The following is a 19,715-nucleotide window of genomic DNA, read 5'->3' as shown; positions in this document are numbered from 1 at the left end:
GCCACCCGAGGTCCCTGAGCCTGTCGAAGGGACCGGAACCGACCTCGACGTTTGTCGAGGGGGTGCGGAACACGGCGAGGCCCCCGTACGTTGCTGAAGAGACCGACGACAGGAGGCGCCATGACCGACGCACTGACCGTGACCCGCAACGACGACGCCCACCGCTACGAGATCCACGTGGGCGAGGAGCTGGGCGGGTTCCTCGAGTTCCGTCCCGCGGGCGAGGGCCGCGTCGTCCTTCCGCACACCGAGGTCGATTCCGCGTTCAAGGGACGCGGCCTCGGCTCGACGCTCGCAAGCGAAGCCTTGGGCGATCTCGCCCGCCGCGGCGACAGCGTCATCCCCTCGTGCCCGTTCGTGGCGCACTACCTCCGCGAGCACGACGTTCCCGGTCTCGTCATCGAGTGGCCGCACGACACCGACGCGGCCGATTCGGCCGACCCCAGCGAACCGGCATGACCCGACTCGACGTCGCGCCGGAGGCATCCGAGGGCCCCGTCGAGTGCGACGGGCCTCGCGCCCTCGTGGTCGAGGCGCGCGAGGTTCCGCTGGGCGGCGTCCGCGCGATGGAGGTGCACCGCACCCTCCCGCACCGCGCGTTGCCGATGGTCGGCGCGTGGTGCTTCCTCGACCGCTTCGGTCCGCAGGAGACCCTCATGCGCGTCGAACCGCACCCGCACATCGGGCTGCAGACCGTGACCTGGCCGATCATCGGCGAGGTGCGTCATCGGGATGCCGTGGGCAGCGACGTCGTGGTGCGCCCGGGCGCGCTCAACCTCATGACCAGCGGTGAGGGCATCGCACACTCGGAGTACTCGGTGAGCGACGAGGCGATCCCGCTGGACGCCCTGCAGCTCTGGGTGGCGCTCCCCGAGTCGCGTCGGCACGGAGTGCCCGCCTTCGAGCGGCACGAGGATCTCCCCGTCCTCGATCTCGACAACGGCGCGGACGCGGTCGTCGTCATGGGCGAGCTGGGCACGGTGACCTCCCCCGCGACCGTGCACACGCCGATCGTCGGGGCCGAGCTGCGCCTCCCGGCCGGCGTGAGAGTGCGCATCCCTCTCCGACCCGACTGGGAGCATGCACTCTACGGAATGATCGGCATCGCGGATGTCGAGACGGGAATGGATGCCGTCGACGCCGACGCCGCACGACGCTCTTCACCCTCGGCGAGGGACGACGGCACGGCATCCGTCGACGGATCCCGCCTGCTCTACCTCGGCACGGGACGCGACCACGTCGACATCGTCAGCGCGGACGGCGCTCGGGTCTTCCTGCTCGGCGGAGAGCCGTTCGAGGCCGACATCGTCATGTGGTGGAACTTCGTCGGCCGCTCGCACGACGAGATCGTCGAGGCGCGCGAGGCCTGGGAGGCGCATGCCCCGCGCTTCGGGCAGGTCGTCGACCACGGCCCCGAGCGCATCCCCGCTCCGCCGCTGCCCGCGGTGCGCCTGACGCCGCGTCGGCGGCGCTGACCCGCCCGCGCACCCCCGTCGAGTGTCCAAGAAACCCGGGAATCGGGCGCGTCCTTTCCGGGTTTCTTGGACACTCGACGTCGAGAGACGCGGGCACCGGCGGCACGGCGCCGCCGATACGCTGGCCCCATGGCCTCGGCATCCGTTCTCTCGACCCGCGTGCTGCTCGTCTGCGCGGCCATCGGGGTGGGGACGGGCATCCTCGGCGGAGCGGCCGGATGGCTGACCCTCGCGGTTCTCGCTGCGGCACCGTGGGCCTACGGGCTGGTGCTGGGCTCGCACGTTCTGCCCGGAATCATCGCCCAGCAGGTGATCCGCCGGCCCTGGGTCGCGCTCGTCACCCACGTGCTCGCCGCCCTCGTCGCGAGCGCCATGGCACCGCAGTGGACCTTTCGCTTCCTCGGCACCGCGATCCTGATCGGCGGGATCCAGGAGGGCGTCGCCGCCCTCACCCGCTACCGCGTGTGGGCGGCGGCCCGCTTCTTCATCTCGGCGGTCATCGTCGGCGTCGTGATCGCCGTCCCGGTGTGGTTCGCGGGCGACATCGCGAGCCTCGCCCCGATCGCCCGGGTCGCGGCGGTGGCGATCAGCATCCTGGGTCCGGTGGCGTGGACGGCCGTGGGCCTGGCCATCGGCTCGGGACTGCGCGGCGCGGGCGTGGCGCGCGGTCTCTCGACGCCGAGATGAGCGCGAACCACCCGAGTTAGGGTGCACTAAGTTGGGGGGCGTACGCGCTTCCGAGGACTCGCCCGTGACCACTCGCCCCCACCCCGTCGTCGCCTCCGCCGCGGCGGACACGGCGGCACTGCTGAGCCTGCGCGACGTGACGATCACGCACCTCGACGCTCCACGCGCGACGCCCTCCGCCGTGAGTCTCGACGTGCGACCCGGCGAGGTCGTGCTTCTTCTCGGTCCGAGCGGCTCGGGCAAGTCGACGCTCGCCCTCGCGATGAACGGCCTCGTCCCGCACGCGGTCCCGGCGACGGTCGAGGGCACGGTGCGGGTGGCGGGACAGGATGCCGCGACCGCGACGGTCGCCGAGCTCGCCACCGCGGTGGGCATGGTCTTCCAAGACCCGGACGCTCAGCTGATCACCGGGACGCTGCTCGACGAGGTCGCCTTCGGCCCGGAAAACCTACGCCTCCCCGTCGACGAGGTGCTCGCGCGCGCCGAGGCGGCCCTGCGGCGGATGGGACTCTGGCACCGGCGCCGCGAGTCACCGGACGTGCTCTCCGGCGGCGGGCGGCAACGCCTCGCGATCGCGTGCGCCCTCGCGATGGGATCGCCGCTCCTCGTGCTCGACGAGCCCACGGCCAACCTCGACCCGGCCGGCGTCGACGACGTGTATTCGGCGCTGCGCGACGTGGTCGCCGCGGGCGATCGGGCCATCGTCCTCGTCGAGCACAACCTCGATGCAGCGGTCGAACTCGTCGACCGCGTCGTCGTGTTGGACGAAACCGGATGCCTCGTCGCCGACGGCCCGATCGACGCGATCCTGCGCGACCGCGCCGCCGATCTCCACGCGCTCGGCGTGTGGCTCCCCACCGCGACCCTCGCGGCGCTCCGCCTCCAGAGCGCCGGCCATCGTTTCGACCGGCTGCCGCTCACGCCGGCGGAGCTGCGCGCCGCGCTCGACGATGCCCCGGCACCGATCGCGGCCTTCGCTCCCCGGCGCGAGAGGCACAGTCGCGATGTCCTGGTGCGCGTCGAGGGGCTGCGACTCTCGCGCGGGCGCACGCCCGTGCTCCACGGGGTCGACCTCGAAGTGACGACGGGCGAGTTCGTCGCCGTGGTCGGCGCGAACGGCGCGGGCAAGACGACGCTGGCCCAGGCGATCGCGGGCGTCCTGCGTCCCCCGCGCGGGACCGTACGGGTCGACGGACTCGACGTGCGCCGCGTCGACGCGCGCACCCTGTCGCGGCACGTGGGGTTCGTCTTCCAGAACCCCGAGCACCAGTTCATCGCGACGACGGTGTTCGACGAGATCGCGCACGGCCTGCGGGCGCAGCGTCTCGACGGTCGCCGCCTCGCCGACGCCGAGGTGCGCCGGCGCACCGACGACCTGCTCGTCCGCTTCGGTCTGGCCGACAAGGCCGGCATCCATCCCTTCCTCCTCTCCGGGGGCCAGAAGCGTCGGCTGTCGGTCGGGACGGCGCTCGTCGGCGGTGCGCGGCTGCTCGTGCTCGACGAACCGACGTTCGGGCAGGACCGCGCCCGCGCCGACGAACTGCTCGCGCTCCTCGACGACCTGCGCGAGGAAGGCACGACGATCATCGTGGTGACGCACGACATGCAGGTGGTCGCCGAGCACGCCGACCGCCTGATCGTCGTCGACGGCGGGCGCATCGTGGCGGACGGCCCCACCGCACATGTCTTCGCGGACGACGCGCTCCTCGCGCACGCGGGGCTCCGGCCCCCGCCGCTGCGCGAGGCGTTCGCCGGACTCTCAAGTCACCCCGAGCTCGCGGCGATCACCCGTCTGCGCGACCTCCCCGGCGGTGCGGGATGACCGCGGTCGCGGAGGTCGCCGCCCGCGCGGAGGGGCGACGCGGCCTCGCCGTGGTGAATCCGCTCGCGAAGTTCGCCGGACCCCTGCCCGCGATGATCGCCCTCGTCTTCGTCCGCGACCTCGCGAGTCCGCTCGTGTTCCTCGCTCTCGCGTACGTCGTGCTGCTGCTCGGCGCTCGTCTCACCCGGCGGGTGATCGGCATCCTGATCGCCGTGATCCCGGCCGCGACCGTCGTCGTCGCCGTCGGGTTCGCGCTGTGGGTCGACCCCGCGCGCGTCGAGGGCACGAGCGAAGTCCTCCGCCTCGGCGCGTGGGCGATCACGGAAGGCGCGCTGGCCATCGGCCTCGCCACGGGACTGCGTCTCGCGGCGATCATGGCCCTCGCTTTCATCGGCGGGCTCACGACCGAGGGCTCCGACATGGTCCGCGCGCTCGTCCAGCAGCTCCGCGTGCCGTACCGGGTCGGCTACGCGGCCCTCGCAGCGATCCGGTTCGTCCCGCGTTTCGGGCACGAGCTCGCGGTGATCCGGCAGGCGCACCGCGTCCGGGGCGCGCGCGGCGGGGTGCTGTCTGCACCCGCACGGTGGGCGGGATACGTCGTCCCGCTCCTCGCCGGGGCGATCCGGCACGCCGAACGCGTCGCGCTCGCGATGGACGCCCGCGCCTTCGGCGCCCACCCCGACCGCACCGAGCGCCACCGGGTCCCGTGGCGCCGACGAGACACGGTGTTCGTCGCGCTCTGCTGGGCGGTGTCGGCCGCGGTCTTCGTCGTCGTGCGTCCGTTCTGAGCGTTTCGCGCGCCAGAGCCGCGGCATCCGTCCCCCTAGACTCGGGGAAACCTCAGGAGAAGCCATGCCCCGGCGCCGTCGCACCGTCGCGCAACACGCTCGTCTGCGCTCCCCTCACCCGTTCACGCAGCTGGTCAAGCTGCTTGCCGTCGCGGCCACGGTCGTGCTCGTCGCGGTCGCCGGCGTCACGGCGTATACCGCGGTCGATCTGACCTCGGAGTACGTCGCCGAGGCGGTCGTGGTCGAGAACCAGCCCGCCATCCCGCCCGACCTCGGGCAGCTCGAGGGCGGCGTGAACATGATGGTCGTCGGCATCGACGCGTGCGAGGAGCAGCTGAAGGCCCTGTTCGGCGAGCGGTGCGAAGGTCCGGATGCCGAGGGCCAGCTGAACGACGTCAACATCCTGCTGCACATCTCCGACGCCCCACGCCGGGTGACCGTCGTGTCGTTCCCGCGCGACCTGCTCTTCGAGGCCCCGGCGTGCGACACCCCCGACGGAGGTCGCTGGGGCGGTGGACCCGTGCAGATCAACGAGATCTCCTCGTACGGCGGGCTGTCGTGCGTCATGACCGCGGTGTCCGACATGAGTGGGCAGCAGGTGCAGTTCGGCGCGATGGTGACCTTCGGCGGCGTGATCGAGATCACGAACGCGATCGGCGGTGTCGAGATCTGTCTCGCGAGCCCCATGCGCGACGAGAACACGGCGATCGACTGGCCCGCCGGCCCCCGCACGATCCAGGGTTACGAGGCGTTGCAGTTCCTCCGGACGCGCTACGGCGTCGGCGGCAGCGACCTCGCGCGCATCAGCAACCAGCAGCAGTACATGTCGCGCCTGGCACGCAAGCTCGTCAGCGAAGAGGTGCTCTCCAACCCCGCGACGGTGTTCCGTCTGGCATCCACGGGACTGCGCAACGTCACGCCCACGCAGAGCCTCACCAATCCGCTCACGCTCGTCCAGATCGCGTCCGCGGTCAAGGACGTGCCGTTCGAGGACATCGTGTTCGTGCAGTACCCGACGGTGACGGCGAGTTCCGACGCGAACCGGGTCGAGCCGAACTACGCCGCGGCGCAGGTGCTGTGGGACGCGCTCTCGGCGAACCAGGGGATCGAGGTCACCGGCGCGGTGGGCGCGAACGACGGCGTCGTCGCGGAGCCCGCGCCCGGCGAGACCGCGGCGCCGACCGACGCTCCCGAGGTCGAGCCGGGCACCGTCGACCCGGCCACCGGGTCCGTCGCCCTGCCCGAATCGATCACCGGCTCGAGTGCGGCGCAGCAGACCTGCAGCAACGGCGTCGTGAACTGACGCGCGAGCGCACGCGGGTCGGTTTCACGCGCGGGCAGGCGCCACGCGCGCCACTCGGACGCCGCGAGCCGCAGCCGTCAGTACGTCGGCGCGGCCGGGAGGTTGAAGAAGGCCTCGAGGGTCGAGTACCCGCCGTCGTGGTACGCCTGGGCGAGCTCGGGCCCGATGTACCGCAGGTGCCAGGCCTCGGGCTCGTAGCCCGACACGCTCTCCTGCCCGTCCACGTAGCGGACGATGAAGCCGTACTCCCACGCGTGATCGCGCACCCACGCGCCCTGCGACGAGCCGGCGATGTCGTCGAGCGACCCGCACGAACCGCTGCACGGCACGATGTCGACGGCCATTCCGGACTGGTGTTCGCTGTACCCCGCGCGCGCGCTCTCGCGGTCGGCCGCCTCGACGCCGCCCACCGCGACGCGACCGGCGTAGGTCTCTTGCTGCGTCGCGTACGAGCGGAAGGCGCTCAGGTATCCGATCTCACCCGCACCCGCATCGTCGGCTGCGCGCACGAGTGACGACAACGCTTTCGCCGCCGACGAGCGCATCGCGCTCTGCTCCAGCGCCCGCACGCCGTCGGGCATGACGAGGTCGTCGGGACGCCAGTCGACGGGGTCGTAGGGCCGCTGCTTGTTGACCACGACCCACTGATGCGTCGGATCGCTCAGCGAGACGCACGGGGCGATCCCGGATGCCACGGCGTCACGGAACTTCGCTCCCCCACCGGCCGCGGCGATCGCCGCTCCGTCGTCCTTCGCGGCGAGAGCGGCGGTGAATGCGGGGTTGTCGCAGGGCGTCGCGGCCGCGGGGGCGGCGGCGAGGGTGGGGACCGGCAGCCCCTCGGCGGGAACGGCCGGGGGTCCCTGCACCACGGCCACCGCGTCGGCCCCGGCGGCGTTGGCCGGACCCGCGGCATCCTGTCGTCCTCCGGTGGCGGCGGCACCGATCGCGACCGCGCACGCCGCGACGACGACGATCCCCGCGGCCGCGACCGCGAGACGTCGACGCAGAAGGAGTGCGCCGAGGGCCGTGCGCGGGCTCTCTTCTTCACGCCGCGCACGTCGCGTGAGGGGCTGGTCGGAGGGGACGTGCTCCTCGAAGGTGGACCGGCGGGGGCCGGAGTCGGCCTCGGCGATCGGGATGGCCGCCGTCGCCCGACGCTCGGCCTCCGCGCGCGCGGCGCGACGGGTCGGGAACGTCGGATCGGAGGAGTTCATTCACCCCATTGTCTCCCGAGCGCTCGCCCGGGTCGACCCGGGCGGGGGCGCACTCGGTGAATCCTCGGTTGCGACCCGACGAGGTCGGGGGCACGCTGGGAAGACCGTGTCCCGATCCGAGGAAGAGGAGCACCCATGCTCGACGACGACGATCGCGACCTCATGCGCGCTGTGCGCAGCTACCTGAAACACGTCGAACGACTCGCCGCCACCGAAGCCGCCGGTGAACGCACGCCCCTGGGTGTCGCGCTCAGCGAGCACTTGGGCGTGGACGCCGCGTCCGTGCCCGTCCTGACCGAGACCGTCCCGCCCCACCGGCTGGTCGACGCCGACATCGCCCTCGACGAGCTGACGACCGCGGGCGGTGGGACCCTCCTGGGCGTCACCGGCGGAGAGCAGCGTCTGCACTCTTCCGTCGCCGACCTGATCGCCAACGCGCACACCCGCTTCGCCCCCGGGCCGGTGTCGTACGAGATGCGGGCGACCGGACCGCACACCGAGCGTCGCGTGGTGGCCTTCGGCGTTCGGCTGCTGTCGTTCGCGGGACACCCGATCGTGGTCGTGCAACGCGGTGCCTCACCCCGCCACGGTGAGCAGACGGCCCGTCTCGAGGTGCTGAGTCCCGATCAGGATGCCGCGACCTCTCTCATCGCCGAGCTGCGGCGCCTGATGGTCGAACGCAGCGTCCTGAAGGGGCGCGTGCTGTCGTTCGTGCCGACGGAGTACGGCCACGACGCGGGCGCGACGTTCCTCGAGCGTCCCGACGTCCGCGCCGACGACATCGTGCTCGAGGAGGGGGTGCTCGAGCGGGTCGTCGAGCACGTGGTCGGCGTCGGCGAGCACCGCGAGGCCCTTCGCGCGGCCGGACAGCACCTCAAGCGCGGTGTGCTCCTCTACGGCCCGCCGGGGACCGGCAAGACCCTGACCGTTCGGCATCTCCTGACGCGGACCCCCGAGACGACGGCCGTCGTCCTCACCGGGTCGAGCATCCGTTTCATCGCTGCCGCCGCCGAGATCGCCCGGACCTTCCCGCCGTCACTCGTCGTGCTGGAGGACATCGACCTCGTCGCCGCCGACCGCGGATACTCGCCGCAACCGATTCTCTTCGAGGTACTCGACGCGCTGGACGGCCTCGAGGGGGATGCCGACGTCGCGTTCGTCATGACGACGAACCACGTGCACATCCTCGAAGAGGCGCTGGCCGCCCGGCCGGGTCGCGTCGACCTCGGCGTCGAGATCCCCCTGCCGGGACCGGATTCCCGACGCCGGCTCTTCCGCCGTTACGCCGCCGACCTGCCGCTGTCGGATGGAGCACTGGATGCCGCCGCCGCCCGCGCCGAGGGAACGACGGGGTCGTTCGCGAAAGAGCTGATCCGCCGCACGGTCCTCCTCGCCGCGGTCCGCGGGGACGGCACCGCGGTCACCGACGCCGACCTGGAGACGGCCCTGGACGATCTGCTGTCGTCGGGCGCCGCTCTCACGCGACTGCTGCTCGGGGCGCGGACCGGCGAGGCGAGCCCCGCCCACGTCGAGATCCACCACGGCGCGTCTTACCACCCTCACTAGTCTTTATCTGCGACGGGGTCCCCCTCTGCCTTGCGCTCTCGTAGAACATGTGTTCGACTGTGTTCATGAGGTGGCAGGGGCAACAGCTGGGCGTCGACGATACCGCCGCGCTGCCCGGCATGGAGCGGATGGACGGACTCGTCCGCTCGGTGACCACGCCGGAGTTCGCGGGGATGACCTTTCACGAGGTGCTCTGCAAAAGCGCACTGAACCGCGTGCCCGGCGTCTCGGCGATGCCGTTCGACTGGACGGTGAACCCGTATCGGGGCTGCACGCACGCATGCGCTTACTGTCTGTCCCCCGAAACGCTGATCCTCCGCGCCGACGGCCGCCACGTCCCGCTGTCCGAGCTTCGCGTCGGCGACGAGATCATCGGAACAGAACAAGGACCGACGTACCGTCACTACGTCCGCACGACCGTTCTGGCGAAGTGGTCGACGCGCAAGCGCGCGCACCGGGTGACCCTCGCGGACGGTACCGAGATCGTCGCGAGCGGCGACCACCGGTTCCTCAGCAATCGCGGATGGAAGCATGTGACGGGGGCGATGAGCGGACGCGACCAGCGTCCGCATCTCACCGCGATGAACCGACTCCAGGCGTTCGGCACGGGAGCCCGTGCGGGCGCTCCGACCGAGGGCGCGGACTGGAGGCGCGGCTATCTCACGGGCATGGTCCGTGGCGACGGAATGCTGTTTCACAAGAGTTATGACGACGGCCGTCGAGTGCGCCACATCCATCGATTCCGGCTCGCACTGGTCGACCGCGAGGCGCTCGAACTCACTCGCGTCCTCCTCGACGAGATCGAGGTGCCCACGTTGGTGCGACCGTTCGTCGTCCCCCACGGTCGACGACCCATGACGGCACTGCACACCGCCCGACGCGAAGCCATCGCACGCCTCGAAAATTTCATCGCGATCCCGCAGGACCGTTCGACGGAGTGGCTGGCCGGGTTTCTCGGCGGGATCTTCGACGCCGAGGGCTCGCACTCCCGAGGCATCCTCCGCATCTCGAACGCCGATGCGGAGGTTCTCGACCTCATCGACGAGGGGATGCGCGCATTCGATTTCGACGCGGTGAGGGAGCCGCTTCGTCCCAATGGCGTCACGAGCATCCGACTGAGAGGCGGTCACGCAGCGCGCGATCGGTTCTTCGGCATCGCCCGGCCCGCCATCACCCGCAAGCTCGATCTGATCGGCGGGGCCGTCAAGACCAGTTCAAACCTCCGGATCACCTCGATCGACGACCTCGGGCACGAGATCGACATGATCGACATCACGACCGGGACGGGCGACTTCATCGCGAACGGCGTCGTCAGCCACAACTGCTTCGCCCGCAAGACGCACGAGTACCTCGACCTCGATTACGGCAGCGACTTCGACTCGCAGATCGTCGTGAAGGTCAATGTCGCCGACGTGCTGCGCACCGAGTTGCGCCGGGGATCGTGGACCCGCGAGCCGGTCATGCTCGGCACGAACACCGACCCGTACCAGCGCGCCGAGGGCCGCTATCGCCTCATGCCCGAGATCATCGGCGCCCTCACCGAGAACCGGACCCCGTTCTCGATCCTCACCAAGGGCACGTTACTGCGGCGCGATCTGCCGCTCCTGTCGGACGCCGCCCGACAGGTGAAGGTGTCTCTCGCGATGTCTATCGCCGTCTTCGACGACCACCTGCAGGGGTCGATCGAACCCGGAACCCCCAGCGCTGAGGCGCGACTCGAGACCGTGCGCGCGGCGACCGCGGCGGGCTTCCGCGTCACCGTGTTCCTGATGCCGATCCTGCCGCACCTCACCGACTCGATCGACGTGCTCGACGACGCACTGGCCCGCATCCGGGCGGCCGGTGCCGCGCGCGTGGTCTACGGAGCCCTGCACCTCCGCCCCGGCGCCAAGCAATGGTTCCTCCAGTGGCTCGAACGCGAGCATCCGCACCTCGTGTCGTCGTACCGAGGGCTCTACCCAGGGGTCTCGGTCTCGGCCCCCAAGGCCTACCGCACATGGCTCGGCAAGCGCATGCGCCCGCTCCTGCGGATGCACCGCCTCGACGGCTGGGACGAAGACGACCACCCCCGCGGGCGACCGCAACCAGGACTCGCCGCGCGCACGCCGACGACCAGCAGCCTCGGGCCGGTGCGCGGCACCGGGGGCTCGGCATCCGTGAGACCCCGTGTCGCCCCCGCGAGCGAGCCGACGCTGTTCTGAGCGCGCGGGACTCCGAACGCACGAGACCCCCGCCGCGGAGAGCGACGGGGGTCTCGGGAACGGCCGGATCAGGACGTGACGTCGGCCAGCTGGCGACCCGAGATCTCTTCGATCAGGTCGTCACCGAGTTGCGCCGGCTCGAAGGGGGCGTCGATCTCGGCGCGGTCGAGCAGCTCGGTCATCCGTCGCTGACGCTGACGCGTGATGAGGGTCACGACGGTGCCGCTGCGACCGGCGCGGCCGGTACGGCCTGAGCGGTGCAGGTACGTCTTGTACTCGTCGGGCGCGTCGGCCTGGATGACCAGATCGATGTCGTCGACGTGGATGCCGCGGGCGGCGACGTCGGTGGCGACGAGCACGTTCACGCGACCCGAGGTGAGCTTCTCGAGGTTGCGCGTGCGCTTCTGCTGGTTCAGGTCGCCGTGCAGGGCGACCGCGGCGATCCCGGCCTCGTCGAACTGCTCCGCGAGCATCTCGGCGTACGCGCGGGTGCGGGCGAAGACGAGTGTCTTGCCGTCGCGGTCGACGAGCGACCCGAGGATCTCGGCCTTGTCGCGGTGGTCGATCACGAGGACGCGGTGGTCGATCGTGCCCGAGTCCTGGTCCTCGCCGGCGACCTCGTACACAGCGGGCTCGACGAGGAACTCGTCGACGAGGGCTGCGACCTCGCGGTCGAGCGTGGCCGAGAAGAGGAGCTTCTGGCTGCCGTCGGCGGTCGCGCGGAGAATGCGCTGCACGGGCTCGAGGAAGCCGAGCTCGCACATGTGGTCGGCCTCGTCGAGGACGGCGATCTGCACGTCGGACAGGTCGAGCTTGCCCTGGTTGAGCAGGTCCTCGATGCGGCCCGGCGTGCCGATGACGATGTCGACACCCTTCTTCAGGGCGCCCACCTGACGAGCCTGCGGCACGCCGCCGTAGATCTGCGTGGTGAACAGGCCCACGCTGCGCGCGATGACCTGGACCGTGCGGTCGATCTGCAGCGCGAGCTCACGGGTCGGAGCGAGGATGAGCGCCTTCGGCGCACGGCCGAACTCGCGGCGCTTGCCCGCCTGCGCGCGCAGGATGCTCTCGACGAGCGGGGCTCCGAAGGCGATGGTCTTGCCCGAGCCGGTGCGGCCGCGGGCGAGGACGTCACGGCCCTCCAGGATCGGCTTCACCGTGGCGGCCTGGATCGGGAAGGGGCTCGCCGCACCGAGACCGGCGAGCGCGCGGACGATGTTGTCGCCGAGTCCGAGGTCGGCGAAGCCGGCGTCGGTCACGGTCGCGGCGTCGACGGCCTCGGCCTGCAGACGCTCGTGGACGACGTCGACGCGCTGCTCGTGCTCGGCGGAGCGCTTCGGGGTGGCGCTCCAATCGCTGCGGCTCGGGCCGTCCGTGCGTCGGGGACGGTCGTCGAACGAACGCTGCGGGCGGTCACTGCGGTCGAACGAGCGCGAGGGGCGGTCGTCGAAGGAACGACGGGGACGCTCGTCACGATCGAACGAACGGGCGGGTCGATCGCTGCGGTCGAAGGAACGGGCCGAACGCTCACCGGCATCGCGACGGGGACGCTCGTCACGATCGAACGAACGCGCGGGACGGTCGTTCCGGTCGAACGAGCGCGCCGGGCGGTCGTCGAACGAGCGACGCGGACGCTCGTCGCGGTCGAAGGAGCGTGCGGGACGGTCGTTACGGTCGAACGAACGGGCCGGACGCTCCCCGGCGTCACGACGAGGACGCTCGTCACGGTCGAAGGACCGGGCCGGGCGGTCGCTGCGGTCGAAGGACCGGGCCGGGCGGTCGTTCCGGTCGAAGGACCGGGCCGGGCGATCGCTGCGGTCGAACGACCGGGCGGGACGCTCGCCGGCATCACGACGAGGACGCTCGTCACGGTCGAACGAACGCGCGGGACGGTCGAACGAGCGAGCCGGGCGATCCCCGAAGTCACGACGCGGGCGGTCGTCGAACGAACGCGCCGGACGCTCGTCGCGGCGGCCGGCCGTGGCATCCCGATCCGAACGACCGAAGCGGTCGTCACGAGCGGAGTGACGGATGCTGCGGGCCTCGTCGCGACCGGCGCGGTCGGACGCACTCCAGCGGCGCTTGTCGGGAGCGGCCTCGGCCTCGGGGCGGTAACCGCGGTGGTTCGGGCTCTTGCTGCCGGGCTTGGCGGGCGCGTCGGTGCCGGGGCGGCGCTTGCGGTCCTGGAACGAGGTCTTCGCGCCGTAGCGCGGCTCGAAGTTCTTGGCGGCGCGGCCGCCGGCGGGCTTCTTGCTCTTGGGCATGGGGGACTTCCTGGGTTCTGTTCGCGCGAAACAGCTGCACCGCTCGTGGCGGTGCGAAACCCGGAACGTCGTCGGCCGGGGGCCATTCACTGATGATGGTCGAGGCCGCGATCGCGTCCTGTCCATCGGCCCCTTGGACTCACAAACCCATCCGCGCATCACACGCGGTGTCCAGAGCCGACCCGCCTACGTTACAGGTCGCGCCTGGGAATGGCATCCATGTCCCACTTTGTGCGAGTTCGACGCCAGCATCTCGCACATTGTGGGACACGCCTGCGCGAACCCGCGCCCGCGCCGCCCGCACCACCCTGCGCCACCCCGCGCCACCCGACCCATGTCCCACTATGTGCGAGATCAGCGCCCCCATCTCGCACAATCCGGGACACGCCTGGCCGAACCCGCTACGGCGCCGCGCGCTCACCCCAGGGGCTCCCCGTCGTACACGAAGATGGACGCATGGCAGACACCGACGCCCACCCCATCACGGTGGCGATCGAGCGGCGCATCGACCCGACGCGCACCGCCGAAGCGACCTCCTGGATGCAGGCCGGCACCGACCTCGCGACCGCTTTCCCGGGCTTCCTCGGCTCGGGGTGGGTGCGCGCGGGCGAAGACAGCGACCTCTGGTACATGCTGTACCGCTTCCGCGACATCACGACGCTCGAGGGGTGGGAGACCTCGACACAGCGCCAGTGGTGGCTCGACTCGGGGCGGCCGTTCGCTCGCGAGGAGCGCGTCGAGCGCCGCACCGGCATCGAGGGCTGGTTCGACGCTTCCTTCGGATCGGTCCTTCACCCGACGGATGCCACCACCTCCCCCGTGCAACAGCCGGTGCCGGCGGCTCCCCCGCGCTGGAAGCAAGCCGTGACGATCTGGGTGGGCTTCTTCCCCACCAACCTGCTCGCATCGTGGCTGCTGGGCTTCATCCCGGGGTTCGCCGAGATCCCCCTCGTCGTGCGCGTGCTGGCCACGACCCTCATGCTCACCCCCGTCATGACCTACGCGGTGCTCCCGTGGGTCACCCGACTGCTGCGGCCGTGGCTGCAGCGTCCACCCCGTACGCGAAAGGCTTCGTCATGACCGCTGACCCGACCGGACACCGCTTCCGCCTCCGCGGAGCGCACTCCTCCGCCGAGATCACCCAGGTGGGCGCCGCCCTCCGGGCCCTGACCGTCGGCGGCGTCGACCTCGTGCCGCCCTATCCTGACGATCAGCCGACGCCCGCGGCATCCGGTGTCGTCCTCGTTCCGTGGCCGAACCGCATCCGTGACGGCAAGTACTCCTTCGAGGGCGAAGAGCTGCAGCTCGCGATCAGCGAGCCGAAGTTCGGCAACGCCAGCCACGGACTGCTGCGATTCGGCACGTACCAGCCGATCGAGCACACCGACGAGCGACTCGTCCTCGGTGCCGACGTGGTGCCGCAGACGGGCTACCCGTTCCACCTGCGAACGCGCGTGACGTACACGCTGCTGGACGACGGACTGCACGTCGCTCACCGCATCGAGAACGTCGGCGCCAAGACCGCCCCTGTCGCCCTCGGCGTGCATCCGTACCTGCAGATCAGCGGGGTCGAGACCGCCGACCTGGTCATCCGGTCGACCGGGACGACCACGCTCGTGCTGGACGAGCGCAACATCCCGATCGACGAGGTGCCCGTCGACGCCGACACCGACCTGCGTGATGGTCGGCGCCTCGGGGACGCCTCACTCGACAACGGGTACCGGGGTCTGGAGAGGGATGCCGACGGTCGGGCCGTGCACACACTCACCGCCCCCGACGGTCGCGTCCTGCAGTTGTGGCAGGACGCCGGATTCGGGTGGGCGCAGGTGTTCACGACCGATCGCTATCCCGGGCAGCCGCTCGCCGTGGCGATCGAGCCGATGACCGCACCCGCGAACGCCTTCGCCTCCGGAATTGACGTGCACGCATTGGCACCGAATGCCATTCTCACGCGGGAGTGGGGTATTCGTTTTAGCGCATAACAAATCAATATGTCCCCCTTTTGGGGGACATATTTTTCCCTTACGACCTGGGGTATTTCTTCGCAAGACATTTCCTCTGGAGGCGACAGAAAAGTTAGCATTCTGCTGACGGTCTCCGTCGACGCCGGGGACCGAAGGCATTCGATTCTCGGCTTTACCCGATTAGCCGACGGGGGCCGAGGGTCTCGCGGTGCTGGGGGGCTCTCGGTCCACGCCTCAGGGAAAGTGCCCGAAAATGAGCCTCGCGGTCCGATCAACCGTTTCCTCCCCCTCCTTGCGCATCACCCCCCGTGAGGTGCTCACGGCGTCGCGCTCTCTGGCGCGGCGCGCGAGCACCCTCTCGACGATGCACCTGGCGGCGGTGGTCCTGGTCGTGCTCGTGGGCGGCATCCTGGCCTCGATCGTCACCACGACCGATCCGCTGTGGTGGCAGCTGCACTTCAGCCAGCTCGGGACCTTCCACGATGTGTCGGGCACCTTCTTCAACACCACGCTCAAGGTCGGCGGGGCTCTCGTCGTCGTCTACGCCTTCCGGGTCCGCCGCGACCTTCGCCGGCTGGGTTCACGCGCGGGTCGCCGCGGAGCCGCGACGGTGGCGCTGATCTGCCTCTCGGTGATCGGTGTCAACCTCGCGCTCGTGGGCTGCGTTCCCCTGAACACGAACAAGGATCTGCACGACAAGGTCGCCGGCATGATGGTCCTCGGCTTCGCCGCCCTGCTCATCACCACGCCCGTGCTGCTGCACCGTCTGCACCGACGCCTCGCGATCTCGACCGCCCTCGTGTTCGTGTTCCTGTTCGCCGGCGCCTGGCTGTTCGTCACCGCGACCATCAACCTCGCGCTGTTCGAGGTGATCGCGTTCGCGGCGATGTTCGGGTGGTCCGGCGTCTTCACGCACGCTCTCGCTCAGGCCGGGGTCCGGCCGGAGGGGGCGACCTCGGCCGCCACCGACGCCGAGCCGACCTTCCCCGCGACGATGCCCCGCCGAGCGGCACGACGCCTGTCGTCGCCGCATCGCCCGGCGACGCGGCTCGCGACCCTTCGCGTCGGTCGCACTGCGTGCACGGGGCACCGGTTCGCGAGCCCGTCGAAGGGGCGTGACACCCTCGCGGCGGCTTCGACACACTCAGCCACCGCGGTGCGACCCGCGGCTCGCACGGTCAGCGCCGTCAGTGCCGGTCGCGCAGCTCGCGTCGGCTCAGCGGGTGTCCATCCTCTGCAACGACCTCCGGCGCGTCGTCCTCATGCGTCGCGCGCGCCGCACGCCGGGCGAGGCGTCGCTCCCGCGCCCCCTCGACGAGGTTGTACAGCGTGGGCAGCACCAGCAGCGTCAAGAACGTCGACGACACCAGCCCGCCGATCACCACGACGGCCAACGGCTGCGAGATGAACCCGCCGTGCCCGGTGATGCCCAGCGCCATCGGCACGAGGGCGAAGATCGCGGCGAGCGCGGTCATCAGAATCGGGCGCAGACGCCGTGAGCCGCCGACGATGGTGGCATCGTGAACGCTGAGACCCCGCGCGCGGTACTGGTTCACGAGGTCGATGAGCACGATCGCGTTGGTCACGACGATGCCGACGAGCATCAGGGCGCCGATCATGCCGGCCACGCCCAGCGGCACCCCGGTCACCAGCAGCAGGAGGATCGCTCCGGTCGCGGCGAACGGCACGGACACCAAGAGCTCGAGCGGCTGACGCAGTGACTTGAACGTCGCCACCATGACGACGTAGACGATGAGGATCGCGGCCAGCAGCGCGAGACCCAGCTGCCCGAAGGCATCCTGCTGATCGGTGACCGCGCCACCGACCTTCGCCGTCGCCCCCTCCGGGAGCTGCACGTCGGCGAGCGCCGCGTTCACGCTCGACGAAGAGCTGCCCAGGTCATCGGTCGTGGGGGTGACGGTCACCGTCGCGGTGCGCAGGCCCCGCGCGGTCGTGATCGACGGGGGCGTCTGGCTCTGCTCGACCGTCGCGATCTCATCGAGGCGTACGGTCCCGCCGGCGCTCGGGATCTCGAGGGCGCGCAGCGCGTCGACCGTCGCGGGCGGATTCTCCGCGGCGACGTACACCGTCACGCCGCGGCCGTTGATCTCGACGGTGCCGGCTTGGCGCGGCTGCATCGTGTTGGACACGAGCGCGCCGACCGTGCGCTCCGACAGCCCGCGTTCGGCCGCAGCCGCGCGGTCGACACGCACCGAGACGAACGGTAGCGACGCGGAGAGGCTGCTGGTGACCTGCCCGATGCCGTCCTTGCCCTGCAGGCCCGCGACGACGGCGTCGTTCGCCTCCTGGAGGGACTGGCCGTCGGCGGCGGTCACGTCGACGGTGATGTCGGTGGACCCCAGGCCGCCGCCCGAGGCGGCGACCTCGATCTCGCCGGCATCCGTGATCCCCTCGAGCTCGGTGCGCACCCGCTCGCGGAGGTCGACCTGGTCGACGCCCGCCTGCGAGGTGATCGAGTAGGTGATGCCCGATCCGCCGCCCGAGAACGCGTCCCGGAGGGCGGATCCGCTCGAGCCGATCGAGGTCTGCACGGTCTCGACACCGGGGGTGTCGAGGAGCACGGCCTCGACCTTCTGCGCGGCGGCGTCTTCGGCATCCAGGCTCGGAGCGGACCCGATCTTCTGGGTCACGGTGAAGGTGTTCTGTCCCGAGTCCCCGAGGAAATCGGTCTTGAGCAGGGGCACAGCGGCGAGGGTGCCGCCGAGCACCAGCACGGCCACGGTGAGCGTGACCCAGGAGTGCTTCAGCGTCCACCGGAGGATGGGCACGTACCCCTTCTGCAGGCGCGAGGGCGGCGCGTCGGCGGCCTCGGGGTCGATCGGGTTGCCCTCGGCATCCCGGATGACCTTGCCCGGTTTGAGGAACCACGACGCCAGCACCGGCACGATCGTCAGCGACACCAGCAGCGAAGCGGCCATCGCGATCGTGACGGTGAGGGAGAAGGGCCGGAACAGCTCGCCGGTCACGTCGCCGACGAACGCGATCGGGAGGAACACCGCGACCGAGGTGATCGTGGATGCCGTGATCGCGGCCGCCACTTCGCGCACGGCGCGGACGATGGTCGGGATCTTCTCGGCGTCACCGACGTAGTGCCTCTTGATGTTCTCGATCACCACGATCGAGTCGTCGACGACGCGACCGATCGCGATGGTGAGGGCACCCAGGGTCAGGATGTTCAGCGAGTAGCCGAACGCCTGGAGCCCGACGAAGGTGATCAGCACGCTCGTCGGGATCGAGATCGCCGTGACGAGGGTCGAGCGCACCGACATGAGGAAGATCAGGATGACGACGACGGCGAAGACGAGCCCGAGCAGACCCTCCTGGGCGAGCGCCTCGATCGACTGCTCCACGAAGGGGGCCTGATCGAAGACGACCGTGAAGGTGGCGCCGTCGCCGAGCGTGGACTCCAACCCCGGGAGGGCGGCGAGCACTCCGCGCGACACGTCGACGGTGTTGGCGGCCGGGAGCTTCGTGACGGCGATCGTCAGGGCGGGCTTGCCGTCGACGCGCGACAGGGTCGTGGTGGGGTCGGCCCCGAGAGCGACACCGGCGACGTCGGCGATCGTCGTGGCGCCGGCGCGGAACTGCGCGGCATCGGAGGGGACGAGGGGAAGCGCTGAGATCTCGTCGACACTGGTCAGCTTCGCGCCCGTCTGGACGGTCAAGGTCTGATCGCCCTCGGTGATCGATCCGCCCGGGAAGAGCACGCCGTTCGCGTCGAGGGCGTCGGTGATCGACTGCTGCGTGTACCCGCGTTCCGCGAGCTTGCCCGCGTCGGGCGTGATGGTGACCCGCTGACCCGTTCCGCCGACGATCTGCGCGCCGTTGACACCCTCCACGTCTTCGAGGTCGGGGATGATGCTCGTCTGCAGTGTGGACTGGACGGCCTCGGCGTCGCTGAAGCCGGTGACGGCGAGCTGGATGACCGGGAAGTCGTCGATGCTCGCCGACGCGACGGTGGTGTCGGCCGACTCGGGGAGCTGGTCCTTGATGCGCGCGATCGCGGCCAGGATCTTCTGCTGCGCCGAGGCGAGATCGGTGCCGTAGGTGAAGGACGCCGAGACGATCGACGAGTTCGTCGTGCTGGTGGCCGTCGTGGACTCGAGCCCGTCCACGCCGCGGATCGCGTTCTCGATCGGTGTCGACACGTCGGCCTCGACCACCTCGGGCGAGGCGCCGGGATAGGTCGTGACGACGGCGAGCTGCGGGAACTGGATCGAAGGGATGAGCTCCTGCTTCAGGCTCGTCAGCGCGAGGCCGCCGAAAATCGCGGCGACGATCGTGACGAGGGCGATCAGGGCGCGGTTCTTCAGGCTCAGGACGGCCAGATACGACACGAAGGACCTCTCGGGATCGCGATTCGATACAGAGTTGTATCGACGCTCAGTATCCCACGCACCCCCGAGGGCG

At 70.7% G+C, this 19,715-nt stretch carries 13 protein-coding genes and 1 pseudogene; 11 read left to right on the top strand and 3 right to left on the bottom strand.

From position 1 onward, the window contains the following. Positions 1-120: 120 nt before the first annotated feature. The 6 genes from P2P98_RS00960 (at position 121) to P2P98_RS00935 (ending at position 6,075) form a co-directional block, all read left to right on the top strand. The gene (locus P2P98_RS00960) at positions 121-459 is read left to right on the top strand and encodes a GNAT family N-acetyltransferase (RefSeq protein WP_275796326.1); all 339 of its coding nucleotides are present in this window, start codon (positions 121-123) and stop codon (positions 457-459) included. After that, complete coding sequence (locus P2P98_RS00955; RefSeq protein WP_275796324.1) at positions 456-1,475, top strand: pirin family protein; 1,020 nt, start codon at positions 456-458, stop codon at positions 1,473-1,475. Before P2P98_RS00960 ends, P2P98_RS00955 begins: the two co-directional genes overlap by 4 nt. 129 nt (positions 1,476-1,604) lie before the next feature. Next, positions 1,605-2,162, top strand: a complete 558-nt coding sequence (locus P2P98_RS00950) for an ECF transporter S component (protein ID WP_275796322.1) — start codon at positions 1,605-1,607, stop codon at positions 2,160-2,162. A gap of 64 nt (positions 2,163-2,226) precedes the next feature. Continuing rightward, positions 2,227-3,984 carry an ATP-binding cassette domain-containing protein gene (locus tag P2P98_RS00945; RefSeq protein WP_275796320.1) on the top strand — a complete coding sequence of 586 codons (1,758 nt, stop codon included), beginning with the start codon at positions 2,227-2,229 and terminating at the stop codon, positions 3,982-3,984. Further along, positions 3,981-4,772, top strand: a complete 792-nt coding sequence (locus P2P98_RS00940; protein WP_275796318.1) for an energy-coupling factor transporter transmembrane component T — start codon at positions 3,981-3,983, stop codon at positions 4,770-4,772. Before P2P98_RS00945 ends, P2P98_RS00940 begins: the two co-directional genes overlap by 4 nt. Before the next feature lie 64 nt (positions 4,773-4,836). After that, complete coding sequence (locus P2P98_RS00935) at positions 4,837-6,075, top strand: LCP family protein (RefSeq protein WP_275796316.1); 1,239 nt, start codon at positions 4,837-4,839, stop codon at positions 6,073-6,075. 77 nt (positions 6,076-6,152) lie between these two features. Here the strand turns inward: P2P98_RS00935 and P2P98_RS00930 are convergent, their stop codons facing one another. Next, positions 6,153-7,289 (bottom strand): M15 family metallopeptidase, encoded by a 1,137-nt coding sequence (locus tag P2P98_RS00930; protein ID WP_275796314.1) that lies wholly within the window; start codon positions 7,287-7,289, stop codon positions 6,153-6,155. A 135-nt stretch (positions 7,290-7,424) separates the two neighbouring features. Here P2P98_RS00930 and P2P98_RS00925 point away from each other — a divergent pair, with 135 nt between their 5' ends. Beyond that, on the top strand, positions 7,425-8,855 hold the full coding sequence (locus tag P2P98_RS00925) for an ATP-binding protein (RefSeq protein WP_275796312.1): 1,431 nt from the start codon (positions 7,425-7,427) through the stop codon (positions 8,853-8,855). A 65-nt stretch (positions 8,856-8,920) separates the two neighbouring features. Further along, the gene (locus tag P2P98_RS00920) at positions 8,921-11,056 is read left to right on the top strand and encodes an intein-containing Rv2578c family radical SAM protein (RefSeq protein WP_275796310.1); all 2,136 of its coding nucleotides are present in this window, start codon (positions 8,921-8,923) and stop codon (positions 11,054-11,056) included. Between the two features lie 68 nt (positions 11,057-11,124). Here the strand turns inward: P2P98_RS00920 and P2P98_RS00915 are convergent, their stop codons facing one another. After that, positions 11,125-13,320, bottom strand: coding sequence for a DEAD/DEAH box helicase (locus P2P98_RS00915; protein ID WP_275796308.1), 2,196 nt, complete (start codon positions 13,318-13,320; stop codon positions 11,125-11,127). 456 nt (positions 13,321-13,776) lie between these two features. Here P2P98_RS00915 and P2P98_RS00910 point away from each other — a divergent pair, with 456 nt between their 5' ends. The 3 genes and pseudogenes from P2P98_RS00910 to P2P98_RS00900 form a co-directional block, all read left to right on the top strand. Further along, complete coding sequence (locus P2P98_RS00910) at positions 13,777-14,400, top strand: antibiotic biosynthesis monooxygenase (RefSeq protein WP_275796307.1); 624 nt, start codon at positions 13,777-13,779, stop codon at positions 14,398-14,400. Then, positions 14,397-15,302 (top strand): aldose 1-epimerase family protein, encoded by a 906-nt coding sequence (locus tag P2P98_RS00905; RefSeq protein WP_275796305.1) that lies wholly within the window; start codon positions 14,397-14,399, stop codon positions 15,300-15,302. Before P2P98_RS00910 ends, P2P98_RS00905 begins: the two co-directional genes overlap by 4 nt. Positions 15,303-15,537: 235 nt before the next feature. After that, positions 15,538-16,185, top strand: a pseudogene (locus P2P98_RS00900) (DUF998 domain-containing protein); the annotation flags it as partial. A gap of 286 nt (positions 16,186-16,471) precedes the next feature. On the opposite strand, the gene P2P98_RS00895 reads toward P2P98_RS00900, so the two are convergent. Next, positions 16,472-19,642 carry an efflux RND transporter permease subunit gene (locus P2P98_RS00895; protein WP_275796303.1) on the bottom strand — a complete coding sequence of 1,057 codons (3,171 nt, stop codon included), beginning with the start codon at positions 19,640-19,642 and terminating at the stop codon, positions 16,472-16,474. Between the last annotated feature and the right edge of the window lie 73 nt (positions 19,643-19,715).

It is taken from the genome of Microbacterium sp. Kw_RZR3 (assembly GCF_029222405.1).
In the GTDB taxonomy this organism is placed as follows: Bacteria; Actinomycetota; Actinomycetes; order Actinomycetales; family Microbacteriaceae; genus Microbacterium.
The sequence above is the reverse complement of the archived record's forward strand: the minus strand, read 5'-3'. Positions and strand labels throughout refer to the sequence as shown.